Origin of the sequence: Mariniphaga sediminis, from assembly GCF_003573545.1 — a bacterium.
In the GTDB taxonomy this organism is placed as follows: Bacteria; Bacteroidota; Bacteroidia; order Bacteroidales; family Prolixibacteraceae; genus Mariniphaga; species Mariniphaga sediminis.
Genome location: NZ_QWET01000004.1, coordinates 314,177 through 328,371, shown reverse-complemented (window position 1 = coordinate 328,371; position 14,195 = coordinate 314,177). Strand labels below are relative to the sequence as shown.

5 protein-coding genes are annotated in these 14,195 nt (G+C 45.1%); 2 read left to right on the top strand and 3 right to left on the bottom strand.

Annotation, left to right across the window (positions count from 1 at the left end; translation table 11 throughout):
• Window positions 1–52 precede the first annotated feature (52 nt).
• The gene (rpoC, locus tag D1164_RS07365; RefSeq protein WP_119349308.1) at window positions 53–4,315 is read left to right on the top strand and encodes a DNA-directed RNA polymerase subunit beta'; all 4,263 of its coding nucleotides are present in this window, start codon (window positions 53–55) and stop codon (window positions 4,313–4,315) included.
• A 12-nt stretch (window positions 4,316–4,327) separates the two neighbouring features.
• A complete protein-coding gene (locus D1164_RS07360) occupies window positions 4,328–4,657 on the top strand; it encodes a DUF3467 domain-containing protein (protein ID WP_119349307.1) in 330 nt (109 codons plus the stop codon).
• A 74-nt stretch (window positions 4,658–4,731) separates the two neighbouring features.
• On the opposite strand, the gene D1164_RS07355 is transcribed toward D1164_RS07360, so the two are convergent.
• From D1164_RS07355 to D1164_RS07345, 3 genes are all read right to left on the bottom strand, one after another.
• A complete protein-coding gene (locus D1164_RS07355) occupies window positions 4,732–7,524 on the bottom strand; it encodes an HYR domain-containing protein (RefSeq protein WP_119349306.1) in 2,793 nt (930 codons plus the stop codon).
• A gap of 275 nt (window positions 7,525–7,799) precedes the next feature.
• On the bottom strand, window positions 7,800–10,694 hold the full coding sequence (locus tag D1164_RS07350) for an HYR domain-containing protein (protein ID WP_119349305.1): 2,895 nt from the start codon (window positions 10,692–10,694) through the stop codon (window positions 7,800–7,802).
• 263 nt (window positions 10,695–10,957) lie between these two features.
• A complete protein-coding gene (locus D1164_RS07345; RefSeq protein WP_119349304.1) occupies window positions 10,958–13,957 on the bottom strand; it encodes an HYR domain-containing protein in 3,000 nt (999 codons plus the stop codon).
• Between the last annotated feature and the right edge of the window lie 238 nt (window positions 13,958–14,195).

The following is a 14,195-nucleotide window of genomic DNA, read 5'->3' as shown; positions in this document are numbered from 1 at the left end:
CGTCTTTCTTCATGTGATTTTGGTTCTGTTATAATGATTTTTAATTAGAATTATGGCATTCAGAAAAGATAACAAAGCAAAAGGTGGTTTCTCGAAAATTTCAATCAGCCTCTCTTCTCCCGAAGAGATTCTGGAAAGATCGTATGGTGAAGTTTTGAAACCCGAAACAATAAACTACAGAACTTATAAGCCAGAACGGGACGGTTTGTTTTGCGAACGTATTTTTGGTCCCGTGAAAGATTACGAGTGCCATTGCGGGAAATACAAGCGTATCCGGTATAAAGGAATTGTTTGTGACCGCTGTGGAGTTGAGGTAACTGAGAAAAAGGTTCGCCGCGAAAGAATGGGGCACATTGCCCTGGTGGTTCCTGTAGCACATATATGGTACTTCCGTTCGTTGCCGAATAAAATAGGTTACCTCCTCGGCTTGCCAACAAAAAAACTGGATTCAATTATTTACTACGAAAGGTATGTGGTAATTAATCCAGGGGTAAAGTCCATTGACGGGATTAAAGAACTTGACTTCCTTACAGAAGAAGAGTATCTCGATATTATTGATAGCTTGCCTAAAGACAATCAGTTCCTTGACGATGAGGATCCCAATAAATTCATCGCAAAAATGGGGGCTGAAGCTTTGTACGAAATTTTGAGCAGGCTTGATTTGGATGATTTGTCTTATACTTTAAGGCATAAGGCAAATACTGAAACGTCGCAACAAAGGAAAAACGAAGCGCTAAAACGCCTTCAGGTGGTAGAAGCTTTCAGGGCAAGTAAAAGCCTGAACCGTCCGGAATGGATGATTGTAAAAGTTGTTCCGGTTATTCCGCCTGATTTGAGGCCACTTGTACCGCTTGATGGCGGACGTTTTGCCACATCCGATTTGAATGACCTTTACCGCAGGGTGATTATTCGTAACAACCGGTTAAAAAGGTTGATTGAAATTAAAGCACCTGAGGTAATCCTCAGAAATGAAAAAAGGATGTTGCAGGAGGCTGTTGATTCGCTTTTCGATAATTCACGGAAATCGAATGCCGTTAAAACTGAAAATAACAGGGCGCTGAAATCACTTTCCGATAGCCTGAAAGGGAAACAGGGGCGTTTCCGTCAGAACCTGTTGGGAAAACGTGTGGATTATTCAGCCCGTTCAGTTATTGTGGTAGGCCCCAAGTTGAAAATACATGAATGCGGTTTGCCGAAAGATATGGCTGCCGAATTATACAAACCCTTTGTAATCAGGAAGCTGATTGAAAGAGGAATTGTGAAAACGGTGAAGTCTGCCAAAAAAATCGTGGATCGTAAAGACCCGGTAGTTTGGGAGATTCTTGAAAATGTATTGAAGGGACATCCGGTTCTCCTGAACCGTGCGCCCACTCTGCACCGTTTATCAATCCAGGCTTTTCAGCCGGTGATGATTGAGGGAAAAGCTATTCAGTTGCACCCGCTGGTTTGTACCGGATTTAATGCCGACTTCGACGGCGACCAGATGGCTGTTCACCTCCCGTTGGGAAATGCGGCTATTTTGGAAGCGCAATTGTTGATGCTGGCTTCACATAACCTGCTGAACCCGGCTAATGGCGCGCCCATCCAGGTACCCTCCCAGGATATGGTTCTTGGATTGTATTACATGACCAAACCACGTGAGGGATCACAAGGGGAAGGAATGACTTTCTATTCTCCGGAAGAAGTGATGATTGCATACGCCGAAAGGGCCATCGGACTTCATTCTATCATCAAGGTGAAAGTAGAAGACGTGGATGAAAACGGCGATTACTTTAAGCATATAATTGAAACGACAGTCGGACGGGTACTGTTTAATGAGTACGTTCCCCGTAAAGTGGGATATATTAACCAGTTACTTACAAAAAAATCGCTCCGTTCAATTATTTCCGATGTGTTCAAAAGATGTGGAAATGCTGAAACTGTGGCTTTCCTCGATGCAATTAAGGATCTCGGATATCATATGGCATACCGTGGTGGTTTGTCTTTCAATGTCGATGATGTTATTATTCCTGAAGATAAGGAAACAATCGTTGGTGGTGGCTACGAAGAGGTAGAGGAAGTGATTTCCAACTATAACATGGGATTCATTACCAACAACGAACGTTACAATCAGGTAATCGATATTTGGACACATGCTAACTCACGGCTTACCCAGTCGGTAATGAAAACACTCAGTACCGATAAGCAAGGGTTCAATTCCATTTATATGATGCTCGACTCCGGCGCCCGTGGTTCGAAAGAACAGATTCGCCAGTTGTGCGGAATGAGGGGATTGATGGCAAAGCCACAAAAGTCTGGCTCTACCGGGTCTCAAATTATAGAGAACCCGATTCTGGCTAACTTTAAGGAAGGGTTGTCGGTACTGGAATATTTTATTTCAACTCACGGAGCCCGTAAAGGGTTGGCTGATACGGCACTTAAAACAGCCGATGCCGGGTATCTTACCCGGCGTTTGGTGGATGTGGCTCAGGATGTTATTATTTCGGAAGAAGACTGCGGAACATTGCGTGGTATTGTGGCTGCAGCCATTAAAAATAATGAGGAAATAGTGGCTTCACTTTTCGACAGAATTGTGGGGCGGACTTCGGTACACGATATATATCACCCGCTTAATGGCGACCTTATCATCAGATCGGGAGATAAAATAACAGAGGATATTGCTCAAAAGATAGAAGATTCTCCCATCGAAAGTATTGAAATTCGTTCGGTACTAACCTGCGAATCGAAAGTCGGTGTTTGTGCAAAATGTTACGGACGTAACCTTGCCTCAGGCGAAATGGTGCAGAAAGGTGAAGCAGTAGGGGTTATTGCAGCACAGTCAATCGGTGAGCCGGGAACACAGTTAACATTGCGTACCTTCCACGTTGGGGGTATTGCCGGGAATATTTCGGCACAATCTACTGTTGAAGCCCGCTACGATGGTTATGTTGAAATCGAAGAACTGCGGTCTGTTGAGTTAAAAGGGGAAGACGGCAACCCTATCAATATAGTGGTCAGTCGTTTGGCAGAGCTTAAAGTAATAGATAAAAACACTAAAATTCCACTGTCAACACATGCCATTCCTTACGGTTCGAAACTGTATGTGAAAAATGGAGAAGAAGTAAGGAAAGGGAAGTTGATTTGCGAGTGGGATCCGTTTAATGGTGTGATTATTACTGAATTCGATGGTAAAATTGAATTTGAAAACCTGATTGAAGGTATCACTTTCCGTGAAGAGTCGGATGAGCAGACTGGTTACAGTGAGAAAGTAATTATCGAAACCCGGGATAAAACCAAGAATCCTACCCTGAAGATTATGGATAAAGACGGATCAATGATTCGTTCGTATAACCTTCCTGTAGGTGGTCATATTGCTGTATCGAAAGGACAAGCAGTAAAAGCTGGGACAATTTTGGTGAAAATACCAAGGGCTGCTGGTAAAGCAGGCGATATCACTGGTGGTTTGCCACGTGTAACAGAGCTTTTCGAAGCACGTAACCCTTCTAACCCGGCAGTGGTTTCTGAAATTGACGGTGAAGTTTCTCTCGGAAAGATCAAACGCGGTAACCGTGAAATCATTATCACTTCGAAAACAGGTGATGTGAAAAAGTATCTTGTCCCGCTTTCAAAACAAATCCTGGTACAGGAAAATGACTATATCAGGGCGGGAACTTCACTTTCCGATGGAGCAACCACACCTTCCGATATTCTAGGGATTAAAGGCCCCACAGCAGTGCAGGAATATATTCTGAATGAAGTACAGGATGTTTACCGAATGCAGGGGGTAAAAATCAACGATAAACACTTTGAGGTGATTATTCGTCAGATGATGCGTAAGGTTGAGATTGATGATCCGGGTGATACCCGTTTCCTTGAGAAACAGATTGTCGATAAAAACGAGTTTATTTCGGAGAATGACTGGATTTGGAATAAGAAAGTGGTTATTGAACCGGGTGATGCCGAAGGTTTGAAGGCCGGTCAGATTATTTCCGCCCGTAGGATGAGAGATGAAAATTCTCAGCTGAGAAGGAAGGATAAAAAACTGGTTGAAGCAAGGGATGCTATTTCCGCAACATCGAGCCAGATTTTGCAAGGAATCACAAGAGCTGCATTGCAAACCCGGAGTTGGTTGTCGGCAGCGTCGTTCCAGGAAACAACGAAAGTATTGAATGAGGCGGCGATTAACGGTAAAACCGATTATCTTGACGGTCTGAAGGAAAATGTGATTTGTGGTCATCTTATTCCTGCAGGCACCGGTCTGAAAGAATACAAAAATCTGATTGTGGGTTCCAAAGAGGAATATGATCGGTTGATTGATATGAAAAAGAACGATTAACAGAGTAATGTTATGGATGAAAAAAAGCAAAAACAGCAACAATTGAATATTGAATTGAGTGAAGAAGTGGCCCAGGGTATTTATTCCAACCTTGCGGTTATAACCCATTCCAGTTCAGAATTTGTAGTTGATTTTGTACGTATTATGCCCGGAATTCCCAAGGCGAACGTTAAGTCGCGGGTAATTCTGACACCGGAACATGCCAAACGATTGTTGCTTGCCTTGCAGGATAACATTAAAAAGTTTGAAGCTGTTCACGGGCCGATTAAAAACATCAAATCAGGTCCGGATCATGGTGGCATGCCTCCGATGAATTTTGGCGGGCCAACAGCTCAGGCATAATTTCATAACATAAAAGAAATAAAAAAGGGGCGGCTGATTATCAGCCGCCCCTTTTTACTGGAACTTATCTTGTTCTATTTATTGTTCAGGACAAGCTTTTTAACAATTTCCTTTCCCTGCATATTGAGTTTAACAAAGTACATTCCCGAAACATGCTCTTTCATGCTGAAAGAGATCCGCCGGTTGTCTGTATAGTTTCTTTGTAAAATCCGTTTTCCGTCCATGGTGAAAACCGATATTTCAGCAGGGCCTGAAATGCTGTTCTGCACTTCAATGTTTACCCTGTCCCTGGTTGGATTAGGATAGAGGGTAACATTCAGGGCCGCTGCATCCACTGCAGGAGAGCTTACCGGGTATCCGTCCACGCAGAGTTGGAATGTGTCTGCAGCAGCTGCACCGTCGGGGTCGGTAGCTTTAACTATAATGGAAACACAACCAGTATCTGCAATAAGCGGGGTAAATACCAGTGAATCATCCACCATTTCCGCCCAAGCCGGCAGCGGGTCCCCGTTTTCGAGCATGGCGCTGATTGTCAGTTCATCCCCGTCAACATCATCGAATACTTCACCCAACTCCGGTCTGACCGGTACTTTGAGTACATAGGAAGCATTGACAGCCTGGTCGGCAATGGGGTTTACCAGTACCGGCGGGCTGTTGACCGGTGTAACAGTCACGGTAAATGTAAGGGTCATGCTGTTCCCGGCTGGATCGCTGGCAGCCCAGGTTTCAGTTGTGGTACCAACGGGAAATACCCCATCGGGACCCAAACCCTCTGTAAGCTCCAGAGTAACGGAGCAGTTGTCTGTCACTACAATATTCGGATAATCAATAGTTGTTTCGGTGATATTCGTTTCTACTTCCACAACTATGTCAGCCACCGGTTCAAATACTGGCGGAAAGGTATCTTTTACTGTAACAATTGCAGTGCAGGAGCCGGTGTTACCACCGTGGTCAGTAACAGAAAGGACTACATTATTCTCTCCTGTATCTTCACAGCCAAAAGCCATTTTATCCAGTTCGAGTGACGCAATACCACATGCGTCGTAGCTTCCACCTTCTCCACTTACATTTATTTCTTCAGGTGTAATGGAAGCTTCCCCATTTTCATCCAGATACACTTCAATGTTTTGGCAAACAACAGTTGGTGGAATAATATCAACTACGGTGACTGAGGTCCATTTTTTGTCACTGTTCCCACTTTCATCTTCTACCGTTAGTCTTACGTTTATTTCTTCACCCACATTTTCGCAAGCAAATGTTGTTGGGAAAGCGCTAAATTTCAGATTGTCGAAAGATGTGCCGTTGTCAGTTGTACCTTCAGCCATTTCCTTCAGATCTTCCAGGGTCAATTCATAATTTCCGGTATTATCCAGAGCTACTTCGATTGGTTGAACAACAATGTCAGGAGGATTATTGTCAAAAACCTGAACTGTCGCTGTACACGTAGAACTATTTCCTGCTTCATCAATAACTGTTAAAACCACGGTGTTTTCTCCCAGCATGCTGTCATCAAAAGTATTCGTATCTAATTCATACGTTGCAATAGCATGATTATCGGTACTCCCACCGTCCACATCGGATCCCTCAATTGTGACCTGTCCGTTTTCATCGAGAACAACAGAAATATTTTTACAAATAGCAACAGGAGGGTCAATATCTTCCACTGTAACGGTGAAGTTGCATGTAGAAGTGTTCCCCGCTTCATCGGTAGCATTTAGTGTAACAGATGTGGAACCTATCGGATAATATCCGGAGGGGGAAGTAGATGCATTAAAATTATTGGAAAATTCCACGGGGCCGCAATTGTCGTAGGCAATGGGTGCACCGGCAACCCATAGAATGGCGTTGGCCATAATTAAATCGCCATCAGTATTTACATCCCAGGGGACCCTTCCATGATCGGTTACGGTAGGGGGAAAGAAGTTGAGGTCTACGCGCCGGGCATTGGATGCACCAACATTTTCTTTTGCAGCTATTAACGGATTCCCGTCGGTCCAGTCTGCTACCCTGTAGGAACCTGGAGTAATGGCATTGGAGATCGACCTGTAACTCAGGAGGCCACCGTCGAAAGATGTGATGCTGTTCATTAACGGGTGACTGGTAAGATGGACATCTCCCAGGTATGCTTGTCCCCCGTATTGAATGTAACCCGGAACAATAACTCCGTATTCATCTGTCTCAAATGCCCCTGCCAGGTAAGATATATCGGAGAGGGCATTGCCGGCCATAACCAATCCTCTTCCTGCATCCACAAACCCGGCTAAAACATTGCCCAGCGCTTCCGGATCAGGGAAGGATCCATTTCTCCACAGCATAATTACATCAAATTCCAGCAAGCCTTCTAACTCAGGAACTCTGCTACTTATATTAAAAGTATGCACAGTTGAGAAATTTCCCGTTCCCAGCAATTTGGCTTTAACATCCTGGGCATACGAATCATAGTCAGCATACAAGAGAAGCACATCAACAGTCTCTGTTACTGCCGGATTGTTATGATACGGAACAGGGATGGTTACTTCAGCCCCGGCCTCGCCCGGATCATTGTTAACTGAAATGTTTTGGCAGCTAAGCAAAGGCGCTTCAGTATCGTTTACCGTAACGGTAAAACTGCATGTATCTTTTCCTCCTATGCCGTAATCAAGTTCATATTCCTGAAGGGTTTCTCCGACAGGAAACTGGTCGCCGCTGGTGAGGCCACTTTCGTCAATCTGGGTAACGGTGGCTCCTGCCGGAGAAGGCGCGGCATAATCTACGACGGCTCCGCAGATGCCTGGATCGTTGTTAACCACGATATCTCCGGGGCAGTCTTGTGCCATGAGAGCGGAGGAATAAATCATGATTAATAAAAGCAGGTAAATCTTTCTCATAATAATGTTATAAAAGGTTATAAATTTTAATTGTTTGATATATTATTGTTAATAAAAGTGGCTTTGTAAAAGATTTGTGGCTGTGTACATCCTAGAAAGTTTGAATTTGTTTTTTATTCTGTATAAAGGTAAAACAAATTGAAAGATAAATTGTTCCGCGCGTTTGGAATGATTCGCACATTTTTTTGGGGAATAGATCAAAGAGGATTATATAAAAAAAGGGCGACCTGTAATCACAGGCCACCCTTTCGATATTAAAAATTTACTTGTTTTTGCTATTTGTTCAGGACAAGCTTTTTAACAATATCCTTTCCCTGGATATTGAGTTTAACAAAGTACATTCCCGACACCTGCTCTTTCATATTGAAAGAGATACGTCGGTTGTCTGTATAGTTTCTCTGTAAAACCAGTTTCCCATCCATGGTGAAAACCGATACTTCGGCAGGGCCTGAAATGCTGTTCTGCACTTCAATGGTTACCCTGTCCCTGGTTGGATTAGGATAGAGGGTAACATTCAGGGCCGCTGCATCCACAGCAGGAGAGCTTACCGGGTATCCGTCCACGCAGAGTTGGAATGTGTCTGCAGCAGCTGCACCGTCGGGGTCGGTAGCTTTAACTATAATGGAAACACAACCGGTGTCTGCAATAAGCGGGTTAAATACCAGCGAGTCATCCACCATTTCCGCCCAAGCCGGCAGTGGATCCCCGTTTTCAAGCATGGCGCTGATTGTCAGTTCATCCCCGTCAACATCATCGAACACTTCACCCAACTCCGGTCTGACCGGCACTTTGAGTACATAGGAAGCATTGACAACCTGGTCGGCAATGGGGTTTACCAGTACCGGCGGGCTGTTGATTGCAGTTACCGTTACGGTAAAGGAAACGGTTGCCATGTTCCCTGCCGGATCGCTGGCAGCCCATGTTTCAGTAGTTGTACCAAGGGGGAACAACCCGTCTGGTCCGAGTCCTTCGGTAAGTTGGGGTTCCAGCGTACAGTTGTCGGTTACCACAATGTCGGGATAGTTGATGGCTGTTTCGGTAACACCTGCCTCAACTTCCAGTTGAATGTCAGCTACCGGTTCAAATACCGGCGGGAAGGTATCTTTTACCGTAACAACAGCGGTACAGGTACCTGTATTTCCACTTGGATCGGTCACGGTAATGGTCACATTGTTCGGGCCGGCATCGGCACACCCGAAGGTTTGTTTGTCCAGTTCCAGTGAAACAATACCACAGGCATCGTAGCTGCCATCCTCCCCGGAAACAGCAACGTCTTCAGGGGTAATGGATGCTTCCCCGTTTTCGTCGAGGTACACTTCGATATCCTGGCAAAGGGCCACAGGGGGAAGGGTGTCGAGCACTGTAACAGTAGTCCACTGCCAGTCGGTATTTCCGTTTTCGTCCTCTACGGTCAGTCGCACGTGCATTGTTTCGCCCACGTTATCGCAAACAAATATTTTGGGATAGGCGCTTAGTTTCAGGTCACCGGAAGCAGTATAATTATCCGTTGATCCCTGTGCCATTTCTTCGAGGTCTTCGGGAGTGAGAGTGTATTTCCCGGTTTCGTCAAGCACTACTTCTATTGGGTTGGCAACAGCAACAGGGGGATCGATGTCTACCACTGTTACCGTAAAACTACAGGTAGCCATGTTTCCTGATGCATCGGTAGCGGTTAAAGTGACCACTGTTTCCCCGAATGGGAAGAAGGAGCCATTTTCGTGATCGGCTTCGATGGTTGCCCCGGGGCAATTATCGCTGACATCAATATTGTTGCTGTCAAAACTGAAGCTGACCATCGTTGAGGTTCCCGGTCCCATTCCATCGTCAGTTGTTTGGACTACAAAAGCAAATACGTCGCCCTGGTTTAAAGGAATGGAAATGGAGCCGTTTTGTGTATCACTTCCATTGTCCGCTGTCAACTGAGTGAACACGCCATTTATGCTGTATCCGAATGGGTCATAGTAGGGACCGTCTACATCAAAAGTTAAATAGTCCCAGTCGAACGACATCGTCCCATCAGTGGGGATAGTAATTTTGTATTCGGTATCCGGTGAGGATGCCCCGCTATCGTTGGAACCCCACAATGTAATCTGTGTTGGGGCGGCTGAAAGATCGATATACCCGTTACCTCCATTGGTTGCCAGATCCCAGTTCTCAGGAGCAAAAGGACCTGTAAAGTTTTGTGTGGATGCGTACCAAACAAGGGCTCCGTCCTCGCCCGGGTCATTTCCTGTAGTGACATTTGCCGGGCAGGTTGGCACCGGTGGTTCCACGTCATTTACCGTTACGGTGAAACTGCAGGTGTCTTTTCCACCTTCGCCAAAGTCGAGTTCATACTCCTGTACAGTCTCCCCTACGGGGAAAAGGTCTCCGCTGGTAAGGCCGCTGTTATCAACCTGGGTAACAATGGCGCCTCCCGGTGCAGGGGCATCATAGGTTACAACGGCTCCGCAGGTACCGGGGTCGTTATCGGCTACAATGTCTGGGCAAGTAGGTTGCCCCGGAGATATGCTTCCGAAGGTAATATCATCAAATCCACACTGATTGGCAACTCCTTCAAAAATAACAGATTTTCCAACTCCGTTGAAAGGTACTCCTACAGGCTCCCAATTTGCAAAATCGCCGGTAGGGTCGCCTGCCCCTATGCCATTATTAGAAGCAAAAGTGTATGAGCCTATCAAATTCCCTGTGCCATTCAAATCATCATAGATTTCTACCACGCCATTAGCGGCAGAGCAGTAGTAAAAGGAAAAACCCGTCGTAAACCCGGCAGGTAAATTCAGTATTGGATCACTATTTACAAAAAACATAATGGTACTTGGACTGGGTTCATTGGCAAAATTTCCCGAACCTCCATTATCTGCATCTATAATGGCAAGCGCATCAGCAGTAAATGAGATTCCATAATCTGTCCCGGTGTTTCCACTCCCGCTGGTTCCGCCGTTGTAAAATTCATTTATTGGATCCATATTGTTCAGTCCTTCAAAATTAAGGACGATAGTTCCTGATGTAGAGGCTTTTGGGTTTGAATCTGGCACCTGAGGAATAACAGCACTTTTTTTGAGTGTTTTAATGCCCGGAATATAAATCCCCGGAGAATTCTCATTCTGACCAAATGCATTGTACAACAAAAATTGCACTGTAAGAAAAACAAGTAGAATTTTTTTCATTCTGTAATTTTTTAAAGGTTGTGAACTATTGATTTTTATTTGTCGCAATACGCTGAATGTGTGATGCCTATTGAGGAGGATAAAAAAATAATATTTTTTATGTTTTTCAAAGGAAAAGTTGATTTTTTTATTCTAAAAGTTTTCAACCATAGGTTTGATATAAAAAAAGGGGCACTGATAAAATGAGCCCGGACAAGAACAAAAAAAAGGGCGACCTGTAATCACAGGCCACCCTTTCGATATTAAAAATTTACTTGTTTTTGCTATTTGTTCAGGACAAGCTTTTTGACAATATCCTTTCCCTGCAGATTGATTTTAACAAAGTACATCCCCGAAACATGCTCTCTCATGCTGAAAGAGATCCGCCGGTTGTCTGTATAGTTTCTTTGTAAAACCAGTTTCCCGTCCATGGTGAAAACCGATACTTCAGCAGGGCCTGAAATGCTGTTCTGCACTTCAATGGTTACCCTGTCCCTGGTTGGATTAGGATAGAGGGTAACATTCAGGGCCGCTGCATCCACAGCAGGAGAGCTTACCGGGTATCCGTCCACGCAGAGTTGGAATGTGTCTGCAGCAGCTGCACCGTCAGGGTCAGTAGCTTTAACTATAATGGAAACACAACCAGTATCCGCAATAAGCGGGGTAAATACCAGCGAGTCATCCACCATTTCCACCCAAGCCGGCAGCGGGTCCCCGTTTTCAAGCATGGCGCTGATTGTCAGTTCATCTCCGTCAACATCATCGAACACTTCACCCAACTCCGGTCTGACCGGTACTTTGAGTACATAGGAAGCATTGACAACCTGGTCGGCAATGGGGTTTACCAGTACCGGCGGGCTGTTAATTGCAGTTACCGTTACGGTAAAGGAAACGGTTGCCATGTTCCCTGCCGGATCGCTGGCAGCCCAGGTTTCAGTAGTTGTACCAAGGGGGAACAACCCGTCTGGTCCGAGTCCTTCGGTAAGTTGGGGTTCCAGCGTACAGTTGTCGGTTACCACAATGCCGGGATAGTTGATGGCTGTTTCGGTAACACCTGCCTCAACTTCCAGTTGAATGTCAGCTACCGGTTCAAATACCGGCGGGAAGGTATCTTTTACCGTAACAACAGCGGTACAGGTACCTGTGTTTCCACTTGGATCGGTCACGGTAATGGTTACATTGTTCGGGCCGGCATCGGCACACCCGAAGGTTTCTTTGTCCAGTTCCAATGATACAATACCACAGGCATCGTAGCTGCCATCCTCCCCGGAAACAGCAACGTCTTCAGGGGTAATGGATGCTTCCCCGTTTTCGTCGAGGTACACTTCGATATCCTGGCAAAGGGCCACAGGGGGAAGGGTATCAATCACTGTAACAGTAGTCCACTGCCAATCGGTATTCCCGTTTTCGTCCTCTACGGTCAGCCTTACGTGCATTGTTTCGCCCACGTTATCGCAAACAAACATTTTGGGGTAGGCGCTTAGTTTCAGGTCACCGGAAGCAGTATAATTATCCGTTGATCCCTGTGCCATTTCTTCGAGGTCTTCGGGAGTGAGTGTATATTTTCCGGTTTCGTCAAGTACTACTTCTATTGGATTGGCAACAGCAACGGGGGGATCGATGTCTACCACTGTTACTGTAAAACTACAGGTGGCCATGTTGCCTGATGCATCGGTAGCCGTTAAAGTGACCACTGTTTCCCCGAATGGGAAGAAGGAGCCATTTTCGTGATCGGCTTCGATGGTTGCCCCGGGGCAATTATCGCTGACATCAATATTGTTGCTGTCAAAACTAAAACTTACCATTGTTGAGGTCCCCGGACCTACAGCGTCATCCGTTGTTTGGACAACAAAAGCAAATACGTCGCCCTGGTTTAGAGGAATGGAAATGGAACCGTTTTGTGTACCACTCCCTGAATTGTCTGTCAACTGTGTGAATACACCATTTATGCTGTATCCGAATGGGTCATAGTTGGGCCCCCAATCGTAGGTGTAATAGTCCCAGTCGAATGACATCATACCATCAGAAGGGATAGTAATTTTGTATTCGGTATCCGGTGAGGATGCCCCACTACCGTCAGAACCCCACAATGTAATCTGTGTTGGGGCGCCAGAAAGATCGATGTGCCCATTACCTCCATTGGTTACCAGGTCCCAGTTCTCAGGAGCAAAAGGACCTGTAAAGTTTTGTGTGGATGCGTACCAAACAAGGGCTCCGTCCTCGCCCGGGTCATTTCCTGTAGTGACATTTGCCGGGCAGGTTGGCACGGGTAATTCCGCGTCATTTACCGTTACGGTGAAACTGCAGGTGTCTTTCCCCTCCGGGCCAAAGTCGAGTTCATACTCCTGTACAGTCTCTCCTATGGGGAAAAGGTCTCCGCTGGTAAGGCCGCTGTTATCAACCTGGGTAACAATGGCGCCTCCCGGTGCAGGGGCATCATAGGTTACAACGGCTCCGCAGGTACCGGGGTCGTTATCGGCTACAATGTCTGGGCAGTCACATTTTTGTGATGTCCAGAGCAAGGTATTGGCCATTAATAAATAGGCATTTGGGTCCTCAACATGGTATGGGTGTGGGAAAAAATTCAGATCGGCTGCGCGGGCGCTTCCTGTGCTAATATTCTCCCTTACAGCTATTGCCGGTTCGCCGTTGTTCCAATCAGCAATGATAGTTGCCTCAGGATTTAGGGGGGCGCCGTAGTAGTATGCATTATTACTTAAGGTAATGCTTGAAATTCCTTCCATTATAGGATGAGAACTGTCATGAATAGTCCCGAAAGACAGTGCGGAGAAGGTATAGCCTGGTGCTGTGCCAACCACGGCATAGCCGGGGTCGAGTTGTAAATTCCAACTTCCAAAGTTTGTAGCAACACACGTAACAACTCCTCCTCCTAAATCCATATAACCCTGAAGTGCTTGTTTAATAATACTGTAATTGGCTGGGTAATTAAAATATACAAGAACAGCATCGTAATTCTGAATATCGGCTAACGTTACATTTGGATTTAGGTTGAGATTAAACAAACCGACTGAATTGAACTTGCCGGTTGCCATTAAATTGGTTTGTAAAGTGGTAGCCTCATCGTCAGAAAAGAGAATTAGGGCATCAATAGTACAATTGGAGGTTTCTGCTGATTTTTGAATAACCTGAGAAGTTACTTCCAGAGAAGCACTCTTCAGAAGCGCATCTTTTTTGGGAAACAAATCCGATAGCGCTTTTTGCTGGGCATAGCCAAACAGGGCAAGCAACATCAAACTAAAAAAAACAAGTAAATTTTTTTTCATTCTGTAATTTTTAAAAGGTTATAAACTGTTGATTTTTATGTTTTTGTATCATTCTGAACGTATGGTACTTATTGCAGAATAATAAAAGAAGTAATAATTTTTATGTTTTTCAAAGAAAAAGTTAATTTTTTATTCTAAAAGTTTTCAACCATAAGTTTGGTTTTAAATGAGCCCGGACAAGAATAAAAAAAGGGCGACCTGTAATCACAGGCCACCCTTTCGATATTAAAAATTTACT

Coding starts and splice junctions, on each gene's coding strand:
- rpoC (WP_119349308.1), top strand. CDS start 53: ATGGCATTCAGAAAAGATAACAAAGCAAAAGGTGGTTTCTCGAAAATT.
- D1164_RS07360 (WP_119349307.1), top strand. CDS start 4,328: ATGGATGAAAAAAAGCAAAAACAGCAACAATTGAATATTGAATTGAGT.
- D1164_RS07355 (WP_119349306.1), bottom strand. CDS start 7,524: ATGAGAAAGATTTACCTGCTTTTATTAATCATGATTTATTCCTCCGCT.
- D1164_RS07350 (WP_119349305.1), bottom strand. CDS start 10,694: ATGAAAAAAATTCTACTTGTTTTTCTTACAGTGCAATTTTTGTTGTAC.
- D1164_RS07345 (WP_119349304.1), bottom strand. CDS start 13,957: ATGAAAAAAAATTTACTTGTTTTTTTTAGTTTGATGTTGCTTGCCCTG.